Source organism: Candidatus Methylomirabilota bacterium, assembly GCA_035764725.1.
Lineage (GTDB): Bacteria > Methylomirabilota > Methylomirabilia > Rokubacteriales > CSP1-6 > DASRWT01.
On record DASTYT010000106.1, the window covers coordinates 24,377 to 39,158 of the forward strand.

The following is a 14,782-nucleotide window of genomic DNA, read 5'->3' on the forward strand; positions in this document are numbered from 1 at the left end:
AGTATCAAAGGGTGAGTCGTGCGCCCTATCGGCTCAAGGACGACCCCTACTCGAGCCATTCGCTGATCCTGTCCCGACTCGGTGAAGGCTACGGTCGGCGCGCGCTCGATGTCGGGGCGGCCGACGGCTATCTCGCGGAGCGCCTCACCGCGGCGGGCTGGAAGGTGACGGCGCTGGAGCGCGACCCTGCCCAGGCGGCGCGGGCCGCCGCGCACTGCGAGCAGGCCCTCGTGGTGGATCTGGAGCGCGACTCGCCGGCGCTCGCGGGCGCCTACGACGCCATCATCTACGGTGACGTGGTGGAACACCTCTCGAACCCGCTCCATGTCCTGCGGCAGCTGAACCGCCACCTCGCCCCGGGCGGCGTGGTGGTGGTGTCGGTGCCGAACGTGGCGCATCTCTGGGTGCGGCTGTCGCTGCTGGTAGGCCGCTTCGATTACGGCGAGCGGGGGATCCTCGACCGGACGCACCTCGCGTTCTTCACACGACGGACCTTTCTCGCCTTCCTCAGCGCGGCGGGCCTGGCCCCGCGCGAGATGGCGGTCACGCCGGTGCCGCTGCCCGCGGTGGTTCCCGAGGGCTTCCACCGGGCAACCCTCGCCGCGGTGCACCGCCTGTCGGCGGGCGCGGCGCGGCTCTGGCCGGGCGGGCTCGCGTATCAGTTCGTGGCGGTGTGCGCGCCCGCCGGCGATGGCGACGGCGCGTGACGACGCCCCGCTCGGCGCCGAAGGTCGTGGTGGTCATGCCCGCGTACAACGCGGGACGCACCCTGCGCCTCACCTACGAGGAGCTGCCGAAGGAGTCGGTGAACCTCGTGATCCTCGTGGACGATGGCTCCACCGACAAGACGCTCGACATCGCGCGCGAGCTGGGGCTCGAGATCTTCGTCCACGATCGGAACTACGGCTACGGGGCCAACCAGAAGACCTGCTACACGGAGGCGCTTCGGGCGGGGGCCGACATCGTCGTGATGGTGCACCCCGACTACCAATATGATCCGACGCTGGTGCCGAAGATCATCGAGCCCCTCGTACGGAACGAGGCCGACCTCGTGCTCGGCTCGCGTCTGGCCGGCGGCGGCTCCGCCGTCCAGCAGGGGATGCCGTGGTGGAAGTACGTGGCCAACCGGTTCCTCACCTGGGTGGAGAACCGGGCGTTCGGCCTGAGCCTCTCGGAGTTCCACACGGGGTATCGGGCGTTCAGCCGTGAGATCCTCGAGGCGGTGAACTTTCGGATGAACTCCGACGGCTTCGTGTTCGACCAGGAGATCATCGCGCAGGCCGTGTCGGGCCGGTTCCGCCTCGCGGAGATCGCGGTGCCGGTGCGGTACTTCGCCGAGGCCTCATCCGCGAGCTTCGTGGACTCGTGCGTGTACGGGACCAAGATCCTCTGGGTGGTGACCCGCTACCTGCTGCACCGCACCGGACTCAAGCGCTCGCGCCGGCTTCAAAGCATACGCGGCCGCTACGCGCGGCTCGATCCCGGGTCCGAGGCACCGGGCCCGAGTTGACGGGCCGCCGGGCCCTCGCGCGCGCGCTCGACACGATCGCCGCGCTGCTGGGGGCGGGAATACTGGGGGCGCTCGTGGCACCCTATGCGCGCCCCGAGGATCTCTTCGTCGCCCTGGTCCTCGTGCTCGTGCTGCGGCACACCCTCCAGCCCTTTTCGATCCCGTCCCCCGACCCGTGGCGCGTGACCGTGGTCGCTACCGCCGCCTACGCCGCGATCTTCGCCTTCGTCACGATCACGCGGCACATCAATCTGATGACGCATGCCCTCGACCTGGGCCAGTACGTGCAGATCGTCTGGAGCATGGCGACGGGACGCGGGCCCCGGATGAGCCTGCCCGAGATGCACGCCTGGGGCGACCATCTCTCGCCCATCCTGTGGGGCCTGGTGCCGCTGTTCTGGATCGTGCCCGGGCCGGTCACCCTGCTGGTGGTGCAGTCGATCGCGCTCGCGCTCGGCGCCCCCGCGGTCTATCTCCTCGCGCGCCGCCATCTGGAAGACGACCGGCTGGCCGGCCTCTTCGCCGTCCTCTATCTCTTGAATCCCTCGCTGCACGGCATGAACGTGCGCGACTTCCATCCCGCCGTCCTCGCGGTGCCGCTGCTCCTCTGGGCCTTCGTGGCCGCGGTCGCGGGACGCCCCCTCCTCTGCGCCGGCGCGCTCGTCCTCACGCTCGCGACCCGCGAGGACGCCGCCCTCCCGGTGATCGGGTTCGGTCTCTGGCTCGCGGTCGGACGTCGTCAGTGGCTGGCCGGCGCGGCGACGGCGGCCGCGGCCTTCGCCGTGCTCTGGGCGGATACTCGCTGGGTCATTCCCGCCTTCCGGGGCGAGCCCTACGTGCACCACCTGCGCCGGTACGCGGCCTTCGGAGGCTCGCTGATCGACATCGTGGCCGCGCTCGTGCTCCATCCGCTGCGCGTGCTCGGGCAGATCCTCACCCTGAATCGGCTGGTCTACGCGCTGGCGATGCTGGCGCCCCTCGGATTCCTCCCTCTCCTGGGCCCGGCCGAGCTGGCCGGCGCCCTGCCGGCCCTCGCCCAGAATCTCCTCAGCCGTGACCCGATCCTGTTTCACCACCGCACGCAGTACCAGGCCTTCGTCCTGCCCTTCCTCCTCGTCGCCGCCGTGACCGGCGCGGCGCGCGTCCGCGCGCGGCGACCCGACCTCTTCGCGAAGGGCGCGCTCGTGCTCGCGGTCGCCGCCAGCCTGATCCTGGCATCGAGGACGATCAACCAGTTCGCGATCTACCGCTGGTGGCCGGATGCCAGCGATCGGGCCGCCCACCGGGTCATCGCCCAGGTGCCCGCGACAGGGGCGGTATCGGCGCAGGATCCCTACTTGCCCCACGTGTCGCTGCGCCCGCTGGTGTTCGTTTTCCCCGTGGGCATCGAGAAGGCCAACTACCTGATCCTCAACACCGCGAGCTATCCCTGGCGCGACCTGCCGGGCGTGACCATGGCGCGGGACGGCGAGAGCGTGGTGATCGGCATGCCGGACGGCCAGATCTATCGCTATGCGGTGGCCGCGGAAGGCGGCCCGCACCTCCTGCTACGCCGTCGCTGAGTCGGGGGGCGAGGGCGGGACGGCGTCGGCGAGGATCACGCGGTCGCGCCCCTCGCGCTTCGCGCGGTAGAGGGCACCGTCGGCCGCGCGCAACAGACCGTCGGCCGCCGACCCGTGCTCGGGATAGGCGGCCACTCCCAGCGAGATGGACACCGCCCCGAGGGACACGCCGCGGTGCACGATGCGGAGGCGGCGGGCCGCCTCCCGCAGATCCTCGGCGCGACGGATCGCGTCCTTGGCGGCGGCGCCCGGCAGCACGATCGCGAACTCCTCGCCGCCCACCCGGCACGGCACGTCCTCGACCCGGACGTGCCCGCGCAGGAGCCGGCCCAGCTCGGCGAGGAGCGCGTCCCCGGCGTCGTGACCGTGATCGTCGTTGAAGCGCTTGAAGTGATCCACGTCCACCATGATCACGGACAGCGGCACGGTGTTGCGCTGAGCCCGGCGGAGCTCTCGTTCGAGCGTCTCCTCCATGTAGCGCCGGTTGAAGAGGCTCGTGAGATGGTCGCGCACCGACTGCGTGCGGAGCCGCTCGCGCAGCGCGAGGTTGGCCAGCGAGAGCCCGAGCTTGTCGGCGGCGACGGCGGCGACCCGCTGCTCCTCCGGGCTGAAGGGCGCGATCTCGACGCCGTGGGCGAGGTAGAGCACGCCGACCGCCTCGCCCTGCGCCACGAGGGGAATGCAGAGGTAGGAATCGGGCAGGGGCGTCTCGAGGTGCGCGCAGACGAGACCGTCAACGCTCTTCTCGACCACGTGGGCGCGGCCGCGCCGGAGCGCCCAGCAGTCCGCCGGCGCGAACACCGTCTCGCCGCCGGCGCCGCTCGGGCCCCACGCGGCGACCGTCTCCACGAGGTTGCGGGACGCGTTGATCACGTGAAGCGCCCCCGCGCCCGGGAACATCCCCTCCATCGAGCGCCGCACCACGCCGTACACCTCGGTGAGAGTCAGGCAGGCATCCAGCTGGTCGCCCATCTCCTTGAGCTGGTGCTCCCTCTGCAGGAGCTGGACGAGCCGGTCGGAAGCCTGCTTCCGATCCGTGATGTCGATGATGGTGCCTTCGAAGTGCGGGTCGGCGGGGTCGGCCATGTAGACGACGCTCATGAGGGCCCACACGGTCTCGCCGCTCCGGCGCTTGAGCGGGACCTCCACGTCGTTGATCGTCTCGCCGGCCAGGAGTCGCCGCAGCAGGCCTGCCATCGCCTCACGGTCGGTGTGCAGATCGGCCGCGTTGCGGCCGCGGGCGTCCTCGGGCGCCCGGTAGCCCAGCGTGCGGGCGAAGGCCGCGTTGCACTCGAGGAGCACGCCTTCCCGGTTCGTCCGGAAGATGCCGGCCTGGCTGCGGTCGAAGAGGAGCCGGTAGCGCTCCTCCGCGGCCTTGAGCTCGGCCTCGGCGGTGCGCCGGCGGCCGAGGTCCAGACGGATCAGGAGCCCGGCCAGGCCCATGAGGGCGATGGCCGCAAAGCTCCCGACGCCCACGACCCAGAGCGCCTTGAGGCGGCTCGCTGCCGCGGCGTCCGCGCGCTCGGCGAGCAGGCGCAGCTCCTCCGCCTTGATCCGAGAGATGGTGGTCCGGATCTCGTCCATGGTGGACTGGCTCTCCTCGAGGAGCGTCTGCGCGTCCGCACCGCCTGCGCGCTCGCGCTCGCTGATGCTCTGGGCGACGAGGGCGAGCTTGCGCGCGATGAGGGGCTGCAGGAGATCCAGGCTCTGGCGCTGGACGGGATTGTCGTCGGTGAGGCCGCGCGCGCGGGCGAGCTCGGCGCGGAGACTCTCGCGCGCGACGCGATAGGGCTCGAGGTAGTGGTCGGCGCCCGTGATGAGGAAGCCGCGCTCGCCGGTCTCCACGTCGCCCACCAAAGAGAGGATCTTCTCCAGCACCTGAAGCGTCTGGTAGGTCTGCTCCACGCGCTGCCCGTTCTGGGTGAGGTCGTTCAGGCTCTTGAAGGCTACCCCGCTGATGAGGACGAGGACGATCAGGGCGGCGATGAATCCGACGGCGATTTTCCGCCCGAGCGTGAAGGTCATGCGCGAGCCCGCGCCTCGTCCGCCGCGTTCCGCGCGAGGTGCGCGTCGCGCGACTGCGCGTAGCAGACGGCGGGGATCCCCGCGAGGGTCAGATCCCGCTCGTAGCGCAGGCCCAGCTTCTCCAGCACCGCGCGGGACGCGCGATTGTCGGGGCGCGCCACCGCGACGATGCGGGGCAGGGCGAGCGTGCCGAAGCCATGATCGAGCGCGGCGCGAGCGGCCTCCGAGGCGATCCCCCGACCCCAATGCCGGCGCTCGAGGGCATACAGCACCTCGATCTCGACGGGCCCCTCGGCCTCGAGCCGGAGCGGCTTGAGCCCGCATTGCCCCATGACCTCACCGGTCGCGCGATCGGTGACGGCCCACACGCCCCAGCCATGCGCCGCCCACCCTTCGGCAAAGCGCTCCAGAGTGGCGCGGGATCGGGCGCGCGCGGCGGCGCCCAGCCAGGGACCGTCGCCGAGCCAGCGCGTCACCTCGGGGTCGTCGTAAAGGCGGGCATGCGCCTCGGCGTCGCCAGCGCCGAAGGGCCGGAGCAACAGGCGCGGGGTGGTGAAGATGGTCATGACGTGACCGCCATCGCGATTATACGTGGGCACTGGGCGGGACGGACTGAATTGGACGCACCCATTACTGGCTGCCCGGGGGCTGGCCGGTCAGGATGTGGGAGGCGTGGTGCAGCACCATGCGCCACTCGCCCGCTCCCCGCTCGAAGAGATTGGTGGCGAGGAGGGTGGTCACCGCGATGTTGCCGCGCACCTGGGAGAGGATGTTCTCGGAGCAGGTCACCCAGCCCAGGTCCCCCGCCGCTCGCGCCTGAACGTCGCCCAGGCTGAAGCGCATCTCCCGGCTGTCCTTGAAGATGGCCTCCCAGGACTGCCGCACCGCCTCCCACCCTTCCAGCATCGCCCAGCCGGGGTGGATGCACCGCACGTGCTCACCGTGGGACCACACCGTGTCCATCTCGGTGAGGTCGAGCGCCTCGAACGCCCGATAGAAGCGGGTGTTGGCCTCCTCGAGCTCGGCGCTCTCGTCGTCGGGCGTCATGTCGGGCACGAGATGACGAAGGCGTCGCCGTCACGCGTCACGGTGAGGGGGTCGAGGCGCGCGCCGGGACACGGGCCCTCCGTGCAGACACCGGTGTCGGGGGCGAACACCGCGCCGTGCACCGAGCAGACCAGATGACGCCCGTCCTGCGAGTAAAAGCCCGCGGCGCGGAGGTCGAGCGGGTTGCCGGCATGGGGGCATGCGTTGACATAGGCGACGAGGGTGCCGCCGTGATTCACCACGAAACCCTCCACCAGCCCCCCGCCGTGCCGCCGGAGCCGGAGCTTCACCGTCTGGCCCGGCGCGAGCGTGTGCGCGTCCAGCCGCCAGGTCTCGGCGTCCACGCCCCGGTTCTATCACAACCAGACCCCCAGAGTTACGATGGGGCCATGCGGCCGCGCGTCATCCTCGTCCTGCTCGCTCTGTCGCTCGCCGCCTGCGCCACGCCGCCGATGGCCGACGACGGGACGCTGCCCCGCCATGCCCTGATCGGCACGTCCTGGCTCGCCCAGGCCATCGATGGGACGGTGGCGGATCCCGCGGTGCAATCGACCGTCACATTTCAGCGAGAGGACCAGGTGATCGGCAGTGGCGGCTGCAACCGGTACTTCGGCCGCCTCGGGCTCAGCGGCAGCACGCTGTCGATCAGCGGCGTGGGCAACACCAGGATGATGTGCTCGCCGGTTCCGGTGATGCAGCAGGAGCAGCGCTTCCTGGAGGCGCTGCAGGCCTCGGTGGCCTGGCGGCGCGAGGGGGATACGCTCATCCTCCTCGACCTCGCGGGGCGCGAGCGGCTGCAACTGGTCCGCACCGCCGGCTGATCCGGACCCTCGCGACCGGCGTGGTACAGTGATTGCCTATGGCCGCCGCCGAAGCCCTCGCAGTTGATGCGCGCGGCCTGACCAAGACCTTTCGGGGAGGCTGGCTGGGGCGGCGCCGCACCGAAGCCCTGCGCGGGACGAGTCTCGCCGTGCCGCGGGGCGCCATCATGGGACTGCTCGGCCCGAACGGCGCGGGCAAGACCACGCTGCTGTCCATCCTCGCCACCTTGCTCATTCCCGATGGCGGCACCGCGCGCATCCTCGGACTCGACGTGGTGAAGCAGGCGCGGGAGGTGCGTCGGCGGCTCAACATGACCAGCGGCAACACCTCGTTCGTGTGGAGCCTGCGGCCGCCCGAGGTGTTGGAGTTCTACGGCCGTCTCTACGGGTTCCAGGGCCGTGCCCTCCGGACGCGCGTGGAAGCGCTCATCGAGCGGTGCGAGCTCGGCCCGCACCGGAAGACGCAGTACAACGAGCTGTCCACGGGGCTCAAGCAGCGTCTCGCGTTCGCGAAGTCGCTGCTGAACGATCCCGAGGTGCTGTTCCTGGACGAGCCCACGCTGGGGCTCGACCCCGACGTGTCGGTGCGCATCCGCGCCCAGGTGGCGGATCTCCGGCGCGAGCGGGGCACCACCATCATCCTGACCACCCACTACATGCGGGAGGCCGAGGAGCTCTGCGACGAGATCGCCTTCATCAAGGGCGGTCGCATCCTCGCCCAGGGCCCGCCCGACGCCCTGAAGCGGCAGATCCGCATCGGCGAGGTGGTCGCGCTCAAGCTCGACCCCGTCGAGCCCGCCGGGCTCGCGGACCTGGCGGGGGTGCTCGACGTGCGGCGCCACGGCGACACCGTGGAGGCCACCGTGGACGCGGTCGAGAAGCGCCTGCCCGAGATCCTGCGCTGGCTGCACGACCAGGGCGTGGTGGTGCGCGACTGCCGAGTTCACGAGCCCGATCTCGAGGAGGTGTTCGTTGAGCTCGCTCGCTGAGCGGAGCGCCACGCTTCGCCCGGTCGACGGCCTCCGCGCGGAGTGGACGCGGACCTGGGCCTTCGCGCATCGGAACCTCGTGATGGCGCGGCGGAACGTGTTCTTCGTCTTCGAGCTGGCGTTCTGGCCGGGCGTGGCCATGCTCTCTCACGGCCTCCTCACGCGGTTCCTCGAGCTCACGCCTCAGATGACCGCGTTCATCCTGGCCGGAACGGTGGCGCTCTCCACGGTCCAGGTGTGCCAGTTGGATGTGGCCTATGTCGTGCTCTTCGACATCTGGTCGAAGTCGATGAAGCATCAATTCCTCACCCCGACGGAGGTCCGCCATCTCGCCATCGGCTCGTGGCTGGTCGGGGTGGGGCGAGGCCTCGTGGTATTCGCGCTGATGGCGGCGATCGGCTCGCGCTTCTTCGGCTTCGACTTCCTCGGGGCGGGCCCGCTGAGCCTCGCGCGGTTCCTCCTCGGCTGCTTTCTCTGCTCGCTGATCATCGGCCTCGGCGTGTGCGCACTCGTGGTCCTCTTCGGCACGCGGGCGGAGACCTCCGCGTGGGCCACCGTGAACCTGCTCGTGATGCTCTCCGGCATTTACTATCCCGTCTCGGTGCTCCCGGGCTGGGCGCAAGCGGTGTCGAGGGCGATCCCGCTCACGTACTTCCTCGACGACTTCCGCACGGGCTATGGCTTCCCGAGCGCCTTCGCCCATCCGCTCGTATTGGGCTTCGGCCTCGCCGCGGTCTATCTCGTCCTCGCCCACTGGGCCTTCGCCGCCGCCATCACGCGGTCGCGGCGGACCGGGCTGCTCCTCAAGCTCTCAGAGTGAGCGATCCCCTGACGGGCTCGGCGCTGTCGGCGGTCGCGCTGGGTCTCCTCCTCGGTGTCCAGCACGCGACCGACGCCGACCACGTCGTCGCGATCGCGACCATCGTGAGCCGGACGCACCGCTTCGGAGCGGGCGCGCTGATCGGTATCTTCTGGGGGCTCGGCCACACGCTGACGATCGCCGCGGTGGGGGCGGCCATCATCCTCTTTCGGGTCACATTGACGCCGACGGCTGGCCTCGCGATGGAGTTTGCCGTCGCCGTCATGCTCGTGATCCTGGGCATCGCGCGCCTGGCCCTCGCGCTACGGGGCGTGCGCGCCGTCCCCTCCGAGCATCTCGTCGAGCCCCACCGTCACGACGCCGCGCCCGCCTTCCACAGCCACGTCCACGCGCACGGCGCCCTCGTGCATCGGCACCCCCACGTGCGCCCCTCTGCTCGCCTGGCGGCGGCGCTTGGCGGCGTGGGACTCGGCCAGGCGGTCCGCTCCACGCTGATCGGGGTGGTGCACGGCCTGGCGGGGAGCGCGGCGGTGGCGCTGTTGGCGCTCAGCACCATCGCGGACCCGTACCTCGCGGTGGGCTATTTGCTGGTGTTAGGGGTGGGGACGATCGCGGGCATGACCGCGATCACGGGACTGATGGCGCTGCCCTTCACGGTGGGCGCCGGCTGGCTCGCGCGCTGGCAGCGCGCGCTCGCCCTGGGGACGGGCGCGCTGTCACTGGGCCTCGGGCTCTACCTCGGCTTCCACGTGGGCGTGGTCGACCGCCTCTTTCGCTGAGGCCGGCCGGCAGGGGGCTAGCGAGAGAGGAACTTCTTCACGCTGGCGGTGATGCCGGCCGCGTCGAGGCCGTGCTTGGCGTAGAGGCCCTTCTGGTCGCCCGACTCGCCGAACCCGGTCACCGCGAGCTTGCGCAGCGGGGTCGGCATCACCTCGGACAGCATCTCCGCGACCGCGCCGCCCAGGCCGCCCGATACGCTGTGGTCCTCCACGGTGACGACGTGGCCGGTCTTCCCCGCCGAGCGGAGGATGGTCTCCTCGTCGAGTGGCTTGATGGTGGCCACGTTCAGTACCTCGGCGTGAATGCCCTCGGACTCGAGCCGCTTCGCCGCCTCCAGGGCGTTCCACAGCGGGCCGCCCGTGGCGAGGATGGATACGTCCGTGCCCGGCCGCAGCACCTCGGCGCGTCCGAACTGGAACCGGAAGCCGTCCCCGTGTACGTTCTCCAGGTTCTGGCGGGTGAGCCGGAGATAGACGGGCCCGGGATACTCGACGGCCCACGCGATCGCCTGCTTCGTCTCGATCTCGTCGGCGGGCTGTACGATCGGGATGTTCGGGAGCGCGCGCAGACAGGCCATGTCCTCGAGGCCCATCTGCGTGTAGCCGTCCTCGCCGATGGCCACGCCCACATGCGTCCCCACCAGCTTCACCGGCGCCTGGGTGTAGGCCACGGAGACGCGGATGGTCTCGAAGCGGCCCACCAGGAAGCAGGCGAACGAGCAGGCAAAGGGCACGCGCCCGGAGAGAGCGAGCCCCGCCGCCATACCGATCATGGTCGACTCGGCGATGCCGACATTGAACGCGCGACCGGGATGAGTCTTGGCGAACTTCGCCGTCATCGTCGACTTCGAGAGGTCGGCGTCGAGCGTGACGATCCGCTCGTCCTTGGCGCCGAGATCGAGGAGCGCCTCTCCGAACGCGGCCCGCGAAGACTTGCCCGGCATCACTTCTTCTCCATGGCGGCGAGCTCGGCGAGGATAGGCGCGGCCCACGCGGGCGGCTCGCCGCCGCTGGCGGGGAGCCCGAGGATCTCGCGGACGGCGCGCACGGCCTCCGCGGGGCTGGGCGCCTTACCGTGCCACTCGGGGTTGTCTTCCATGTACGACACGCCCTTGCCCTTCACGGTGTGAGCCACGATGAACACCGGCTTGCCCTTGATGGCCTCGGCCTGGTCGAGCGCCTTCTCGATCTGCCCGAAGTCGTGGCCGTCGATCTCGATCACCGCCCAGTTGAACGCCTTCCACTTGTCGACGATCGGCTCGATGTCCAGGATCTTCTTGACGTGGTCGTCGAGCTGGATGCCGTTGTAGTCGAGGATCGTGCAGAGGTTGTCGATGTGATGATCGGGGGCGCCCACCTTCGGCCCGGACATCGCCGCCTCCCACACCTGGCCCTCCTGGATCTCGCCGTCGCCTACGATGCAGTAGACCCGCGAGCTCTTGCCGGCAAGCTTGAGCCCCAGGGCCATGCCGACCGAGATCGAGAGCCCCTGACCGAGCGAGCCCGTGGCCGCTTCGATGCCGGGCAGGGCCACCCGGTCCGGATGCCCCTGGAGCGGGCTCCCGAGCTTGCGCAGCGTCAGGAGCGCGCTCTCGGGAAAGTAGCCCGCCCTGGCCATGCACACGTACTGCGCGGGCACGCAGTGGCCCTTCGAGAGGACGAGCCGGTCGCGGTCCTCCCACAGCGGCTGCTTCGCGTCGTAGCGCATCCGGGAAAAATAGAGGACGGTCAAGATGTCGATCACCGACAGGGAGCCGCCGGGATGACCGGAGCCGGCGTGGGTGAGCATCCGGATGATCTGCACGCGCGACTCCCGCGCGATTTGTTGCAGCTGGCCGAGATCCGGCTTCGTCATGGCTTCAGATGATACGGACCGCGGGGGTACCGCGCAAGCGCGGGCGGGCTCACGATTTTCCCGGCGCCGCCTTCGACGCCGTCGCATAGCCCTTCGCGACCCAGCCGGGCAGGCCCTCATCGAGGATCTGCATGTTCCGGTGCCCCGCGAGATAGAGGATCTTGTAGGCCCCCCGGGCCAGCTCGTGCGGGCAGGCTCAGTAGAGGACGATGAAGTCCGTGCGCGAGACCTCGGACAGCCGCCGCGGGAACTCGCGCAGGAAGATGTTGCGGGCGCCGGCGATGTGGAGCTCGTCGAACTGCTCGGGGCTGCGCACGTCCACGAAGCCGACCGGCTGCTTGAGATCGAGCAGGGCCTTGGCCTCGTCCACCGAGATGTACCGCTCCGGCACGTCGGGGTCGCCGGCGGGCGCGGCGCCCAGGCCCACGAACGCCAGCGCGGCGACGAGTGCGGCGAGCGCGCCTCTCACTGAAAGGGCTCCACCCACACGCGGTCACCCGCGCGCACGTCGCCTCGCTCCTCCTCGATGACGATGAAGCAATTCCCCTGCGCCATCGACGAGAGGATGCCCGAGCCCTGCGGCCCGGTGGTGCGGACCCGCCACTGATCGTCCACGTACTCGAGAATGCCGCGCTTGAACTCGCGGCGCCCCTCGCGCTTGCGCATGGCCTCGGTGGCCACCGCGTGGAAGCGGGGCGGGACGAGTTCGCGCCGGCCCGCGAGCTTCCACAGCGCGGGGCGGACGAAGAGGCTGAACGTGAGCATCGACGCCACCGGGTTGCCGGGCAGGCCGAAGAAGTGCGCGGCGCCGATACGCCCGACGGCGAGGGGACGCCCCGGCTGCATCGCCACCTGCCAGAAGTCGATGCCGCCCGCCTCCTGTAGCACCGCCTTCACGAGATCGTAGTCGCCGACCGACACGCCGCCGGACGTGAGCACGATGTCGGCGGCCCGCGCCGCCTCGGTGAGCCGCGCGTGGAGGACGTCCTGGAGGTCCGGCACGATCCCGTAGTCCGTCACCGTCCCGCCCGCCGCCTCCACGAGCCCGTGCAGGGAGAAGCGGTTGGAGTCGAAGATCTGGCCGGGCTTGCGCGTCTCGCCGGGCTCGACCACCTCGTCGCCGGTGGAGAGGATGGCCACGCGCGGCCGCTGCCGCACCAGGATCTGCGGGAAGCCGAGCGACGCGGCCACGCCCAGCTCCTGCGGGCGCAGCACCGATCCCGCCGGGACGACCACGCTCCCCGCGCGGACGTCCTCGCCACGGCCGCGCGTGTTGACGCCGTGCTCGATGGGCCCCACCGTGATGCGCGTACCTGCGCGCTCGACGACCTCCTGCGGATACACGGTGTCGGCACCGGCCGGTATGGGCGCGCCGGTCATGATACGCAGGGCGTGGCCGGGACCGACGACGCCCTCGAACACGCCGCCGGCGGCCAGCTCGCCCACCACCATCAGCTCCCGCCGTTCGCCCCATGGGATGACCGCATGGGCCACCGCATAGCCGTCCACCGCGGAGTTGTCGGTGGGGGGCACGTCGATGGGCGCGCGGAGGTCCTCGGCGAGCACGCGGCCGAGCGCGGCGGGGACGGGGACGATGTGCGGCGGCGCCACCGTCGTGATCTGCGCGAGGATGCGCGCCTGCGCGTCCGCGACCGAGATCATGGCCGTCATTATAGACGCTATAATGCGTGACGCGATGAATGAGACGCTCGACTCCTCGCCCGAGATCGACCTGGTCTACGCGGCGGCGGCACCATCGCGGCCGGCCGGCTTCTGGCGCCGCGGCGTGGCGCTGGTCCTCGACTACGTCTTCCTCGTGCTCATGATGGGCGTAGCCGGTGGCATCGTCACCGCGCTGTGGGGCGAGACGGGTCGGAGCACCCGCGTGGCCAACGCCGCGCTCACCGCCTTCCGGTGGTTCCTCCCGCTGCTCTACGCGGTGCTGTTCCACTGGCTCTGGGGGCAGACCATGGGCAAGATCGTCGTCGGCGGGCGCGTGGTCACCCTCGACGGCGGCAGCCTCTCGCTCTCGCGCGCCATCGGTCGCACGCTGGCCTGGGTCGTCGCCGCGCTGCCCCTCGGTCTCGGGCTCGCCCTGGCCGCGGCGCGCCGGGACCGCCGCGGGCTCCACGATCTCCTGGCGGGCACGCGCGTCGAGCGCGTCTGACGCCGTCGTGGCCTTGCCGCTGCCCCTGCGCAACCGCCTCGCCGACCTGGTCCTCGACGCGCTTCACGACGCCGACGCCCGCGAGGGCCTGCGCGCGCTCGCCGCGGTCTGCGCGGACCCGCGCGCCCCCGAGGCCGCGCGCCTGCCCGCGCGCTTCCCGCTGGAATTCTTCGAGCGCGGCGCGGGGGGTCTGGCGGTGCGGAGCGGCTTCGCCGCGCACGCGCGCGAGCTGGCCGAGCGGGCGGAGGCGGCGTGGCAAACCGTGGGCAAGCGCGCGCTCGGCCCCGCGGCGCCGTCGCTCGCGGAGACCCTCGATGCCGCCGGGGCGCTCTTCGACGCCGGGCTGTACTTCGAGGTGCACGAGCTGCTCGAGCCGTGCTGGTTCCGCGCGCTGGGGCGGGAGCGCGAGGCGCTGCAGGGGCTCATCCAGATCGCGGTCGGCTTCCAGCATCTCGTCAACGGCAATCGGCGCGGCGCCCTCGGCCTGCTCCACGACGGCGCGGTCAAGGCCGCCGCCGGGGCGCTCGCCGATCGGTCCCTCGCGGATTTCGCCGCGGGCGCGCGGCGCTGCGGCGCCGCTCTCGCCGCGCACGGCGACGGCGCGCCCTTCGACCTCACGCTCATCCCGACGTTCCCCCGCGCGGGCGCGGCGCGGTGAGCGATCTCTTCCTCGTGCGAGACCCCACGGAGATCCGGCGCCGCCGCCAGGGGCTCGCCAAGGGCCAGATCGTGGAGACCTGGCCCGACCGGATCGAGCCGGGGGCGTGCTGGGTCGGGGAGGCGAGCAAGGCGCTGCTGGATAGCGCGGGTCCGCCTCTGCGCGCGCGCCTCCGGCTCGACGGCGCGCACGTGCCGATCTACTACGGTCCGCGGCTCTGCGATCTGGACTCGCTTCCGACCGAGGAGTCGCTGCGCGGCCGAATCCTTGCCGCCCACGGCATCGCGGCGCTGTGGATCACCCTCGACGCGGCGGGCGCGCGCGTGAGCCACGCGCCGACCTCGCCCGACGATCCGGTGTTCTTCCTTCGCCGCCCGGGGGGCGGACGCCCCCACGTGTGGCGGCTGTTCCGCCGTCGCGACGAGGCGGAGGCGTGCATGCGCGAGCGCCACGAGGGGGACGAGGAGGCGGCGGTTTGGGCGGCCGGTCTGCCGGCGGCGACCTGGGACGATCTCATCGCGCGATATGCCACCAGGGACGACTCCTGAG

18 protein-coding genes are annotated in these 14,782 nt (G+C 71.2%); 10 read left to right on the top strand and 8 right to left on the bottom strand.

Annotation, left to right across the window (positions count from 1 at the left end; translation table 11 throughout):
- Positions 1 to 11 precede the first annotated feature (11 nt).
- From VFX14_17360 to VFX14_17370, 3 genes are read left to right on the top strand one after another with little or no spacing between them, the layout of a single operon-like run.
- Positions 12 to 707, top strand: a complete 696-nt coding sequence (locus VFX14_17360) for a methyltransferase domain-containing protein (GenBank protein HEU5191457.1) — start codon at positions 12 to 14, stop codon at positions 705 to 707.
- Positions 704 to 1,510 carry a glycosyltransferase family 2 protein gene (locus tag VFX14_17365; protein HEU5191458.1) on the top strand — a complete coding sequence of 269 codons (807 nt, stop codon included), beginning with the start codon at positions 704 to 706 and terminating at the stop codon, positions 1,508 to 1,510. Before VFX14_17360 ends, VFX14_17365 begins: the two co-directional genes overlap by 4 nt.
- A complete protein-coding gene (locus VFX14_17370; GenBank protein HEU5191459.1) occupies positions 1,507 to 3,072 on the top strand; it encodes a DUF2079 domain-containing protein in 1,566 nt (521 codons plus the stop codon). The genes VFX14_17365 and VFX14_17370 overlap by 4 nt, the downstream gene beginning before the upstream one ends.
- Here the strand turns inward: VFX14_17370 and VFX14_17375 are convergent.
- The 4 genes from VFX14_17375 to VFX14_17390 form a co-directional block, all read right to left on the bottom strand.
- On the bottom strand, positions 3,058 to 5,097 hold the full coding sequence (locus VFX14_17375; protein HEU5191460.1) for a diguanylate cyclase: 2,040 nt from the start codon (positions 5,095 to 5,097) through the stop codon (positions 3,058 to 3,060). The two genes, VFX14_17370 and VFX14_17375, sit on opposite strands and share 15 nt — an antisense overlap.
- Positions 5,094 to 5,663: a GNAT family N-acetyltransferase gene (locus tag VFX14_17380; protein ID HEU5191461.1), complete on the bottom strand. Its 570-nt coding sequence runs from the start codon at positions 5,661 to 5,663 to the stop codon at positions 5,094 to 5,096. The genes VFX14_17375 and VFX14_17380 overlap by 4 nt, the downstream gene beginning before the upstream one ends.
- A 64-nt stretch (positions 5,664 to 5,727) precedes the next feature.
- Complete coding sequence (locus VFX14_17385; GenBank protein HEU5191462.1) at positions 5,728 to 6,144, bottom strand: nuclear transport factor 2 family protein; 417 nt, start codon at positions 6,142 to 6,144, stop codon at positions 5,728 to 5,730.
- On the bottom strand, positions 6,141 to 6,488 hold the full coding sequence (locus tag VFX14_17390; GenBank protein HEU5191463.1) for a Rieske 2Fe-2S domain-containing protein: 348 nt from the start codon (positions 6,486 to 6,488) through the stop codon (positions 6,141 to 6,143). The genes VFX14_17385 and VFX14_17390 overlap by 4 nt, the downstream gene beginning before the upstream one ends.
- A 45-nt stretch (positions 6,489 to 6,533) precedes the next feature.
- Here VFX14_17390 and VFX14_17395 point away from each other — a divergent pair, with 45 nt between their 5' ends.
- The 4 genes from VFX14_17395 to VFX14_17410 are packed head-to-tail and all read left to right on the top strand — an operon-like array spanning position 6,534 to position 9,553.
- Complete coding sequence (locus VFX14_17395) at positions 6,534 to 6,965, top strand: META domain-containing protein (GenBank protein ID HEU5191464.1); 432 nt, start codon at positions 6,534 to 6,536, stop codon at positions 6,963 to 6,965.
- A 38-nt stretch (positions 6,966 to 7,003) separates the two neighbouring features.
- Complete coding sequence (locus VFX14_17400; GenBank protein ID HEU5191465.1) at positions 7,004 to 7,954, top strand: ABC transporter ATP-binding protein; 951 nt, start codon at positions 7,004 to 7,006, stop codon at positions 7,952 to 7,954.
- Positions 7,938 to 8,774, top strand: coding sequence for an ABC transporter permease (locus VFX14_17405; GenBank protein HEU5191466.1), 837 nt, complete (start codon positions 7,938 to 7,940; stop codon positions 8,772 to 8,774). Before VFX14_17400 ends, VFX14_17405 begins: the two co-directional genes overlap by 17 nt.
- Complete coding sequence (locus VFX14_17410; protein ID HEU5191467.1) at positions 8,771 to 9,553, top strand: high-affinity nickel-transport family protein; 783 nt, start codon at positions 8,771 to 8,773, stop codon at positions 9,551 to 9,553. The genes VFX14_17405 and VFX14_17410 overlap by 4 nt, the downstream gene beginning before the upstream one ends.
- Positions 9,554 to 9,570: 17 nt before the next feature.
- On the opposite strand, the gene VFX14_17415 is transcribed toward VFX14_17410, so the two are convergent.
- From VFX14_17415 to glp, 4 genes are all read right to left on the bottom strand, one after another.
- Positions 9,571 to 10,497 (bottom strand): transketolase C-terminal domain-containing protein, encoded by a 927-nt coding sequence (locus VFX14_17415; GenBank protein HEU5191468.1) that lies wholly within the window; start codon positions 10,495 to 10,497, stop codon positions 9,571 to 9,573.
- The gene (locus VFX14_17420; protein ID HEU5191469.1) at positions 10,497 to 11,408 is read right to left on the bottom strand and encodes a transketolase; all 912 of its coding nucleotides are present in this window, start codon (positions 11,406 to 11,408) and stop codon (positions 10,497 to 10,499) included. The genes VFX14_17415 and VFX14_17420 overlap by 1 nt, the downstream gene beginning before the upstream one ends.
- Positions 11,409 to 11,604: 196 nt before the next feature.
- Positions 11,605 to 11,877, bottom strand: a complete 273-nt coding sequence (locus VFX14_17425) for a rhodanese-like domain-containing protein (GenBank protein ID HEU5191470.1) — start codon at positions 11,875 to 11,877, stop codon at positions 11,605 to 11,607.
- Positions 11,874 to 13,070: a gephyrin-like molybdotransferase Glp gene (glp, locus tag VFX14_17430; GenBank protein HEU5191471.1), complete on the bottom strand. Its 1,197-nt coding sequence runs from the start codon at positions 13,068 to 13,070 to the stop codon at positions 11,874 to 11,876. The genes VFX14_17425 and glp overlap by 4 nt, the downstream gene beginning before the upstream one ends.
- A 34-nt stretch (positions 13,071 to 13,104) precedes the next feature.
- On the opposite strand from glp, the gene VFX14_17435 reads away from it, so the two are divergent.
- Genes VFX14_17435 through VFX14_17445 form a run of 3 tightly spaced genes read left to right on the top strand, consistent with a single transcriptional unit; the run spans position 13,105 to position 14,781 of the window.
- Positions 13,105 to 13,575, top strand: coding sequence for an RDD family protein (locus tag VFX14_17435; GenBank protein ID HEU5191472.1), 471 nt, complete (start codon positions 13,105 to 13,107; stop codon positions 13,573 to 13,575).
- Between the two features lie 7 nt (positions 13,576 to 13,582).
- The gene (locus tag VFX14_17440; GenBank protein HEU5191473.1) at positions 13,583 to 14,233 is read left to right on the top strand and encodes a DUF309 domain-containing protein; all 651 of its coding nucleotides are present in this window, start codon (positions 13,583 to 13,585) and stop codon (positions 14,231 to 14,233) included.
- The gene (locus VFX14_17445; GenBank protein ID HEU5191474.1) at positions 14,230 to 14,781 is read left to right on the top strand and encodes a hypothetical protein; all 552 of its coding nucleotides are present in this window, start codon (positions 14,230 to 14,232) and stop codon (positions 14,779 to 14,781) included. The genes VFX14_17440 and VFX14_17445 overlap by 4 nt, the downstream gene beginning before the upstream one ends.
- The last annotated feature ends 1 nt before the right edge of the window (position 14,782 follow it).

What these genes read in the sequence shown, in the direction of transcription:
- VFX14_17415 (HEU5191468.1), bottom strand. Translation starts at nt 10,497, where the DNA reads ATGCCGGGCAAGTCTTCGCGGGCCGCGTTCGGAGAGGCGCTCCTCGAT.
- VFX14_17435 (HEU5191472.1), top strand. Translation starts at nt 13,105, where the DNA reads ATGAATGAGACGCTCGACTCCTCGCCCGAGATCGACCTGGTCTACGCG.
- VFX14_17375 (HEU5191460.1), bottom strand. Translation starts at nt 5,097, where the DNA reads ATGACCTTCACGCTCGGGCGGAAAATCGCCGTCGGATTCATCGCCGCC.
- glp (HEU5191471.1), bottom strand. Translation starts at nt 13,070, where the DNA reads ATGATCTCGGTCGCGGACGCGCAGGCGCGCATCCTCGCGCAGATCACG.
- VFX14_17380 (HEU5191461.1), bottom strand. Translation starts at nt 5,663, where the DNA reads ATGACCATCTTCACCACCCCGCGCCTGTTGCTCCGGCCCTTCGGCGCT.
- VFX14_17395 (HEU5191464.1), top strand. Translation starts at nt 6,534, where the DNA reads ATGCGGCCGCGCGTCATCCTCGTCCTGCTCGCTCTGTCGCTCGCCGCC.
- VFX14_17420 (HEU5191469.1), bottom strand. Translation starts at nt 11,408, where the DNA reads ATGACGAAGCCGGATCTCGGCCAGCTGCAACAAATCGCGCGGGAGTCG.
- VFX14_17400 (HEU5191465.1), top strand. Translation starts at nt 7,004, where the DNA reads ATGGCCGCCGCCGAAGCCCTCGCAGTTGATGCGCGCGGCCTGACCAAG.
- VFX14_17385 (HEU5191462.1), bottom strand. Translation starts at nt 6,144, where the DNA reads ATGACGCCCGACGACGAGAGCGCCGAGCTCGAGGAGGCCAACACCCGC.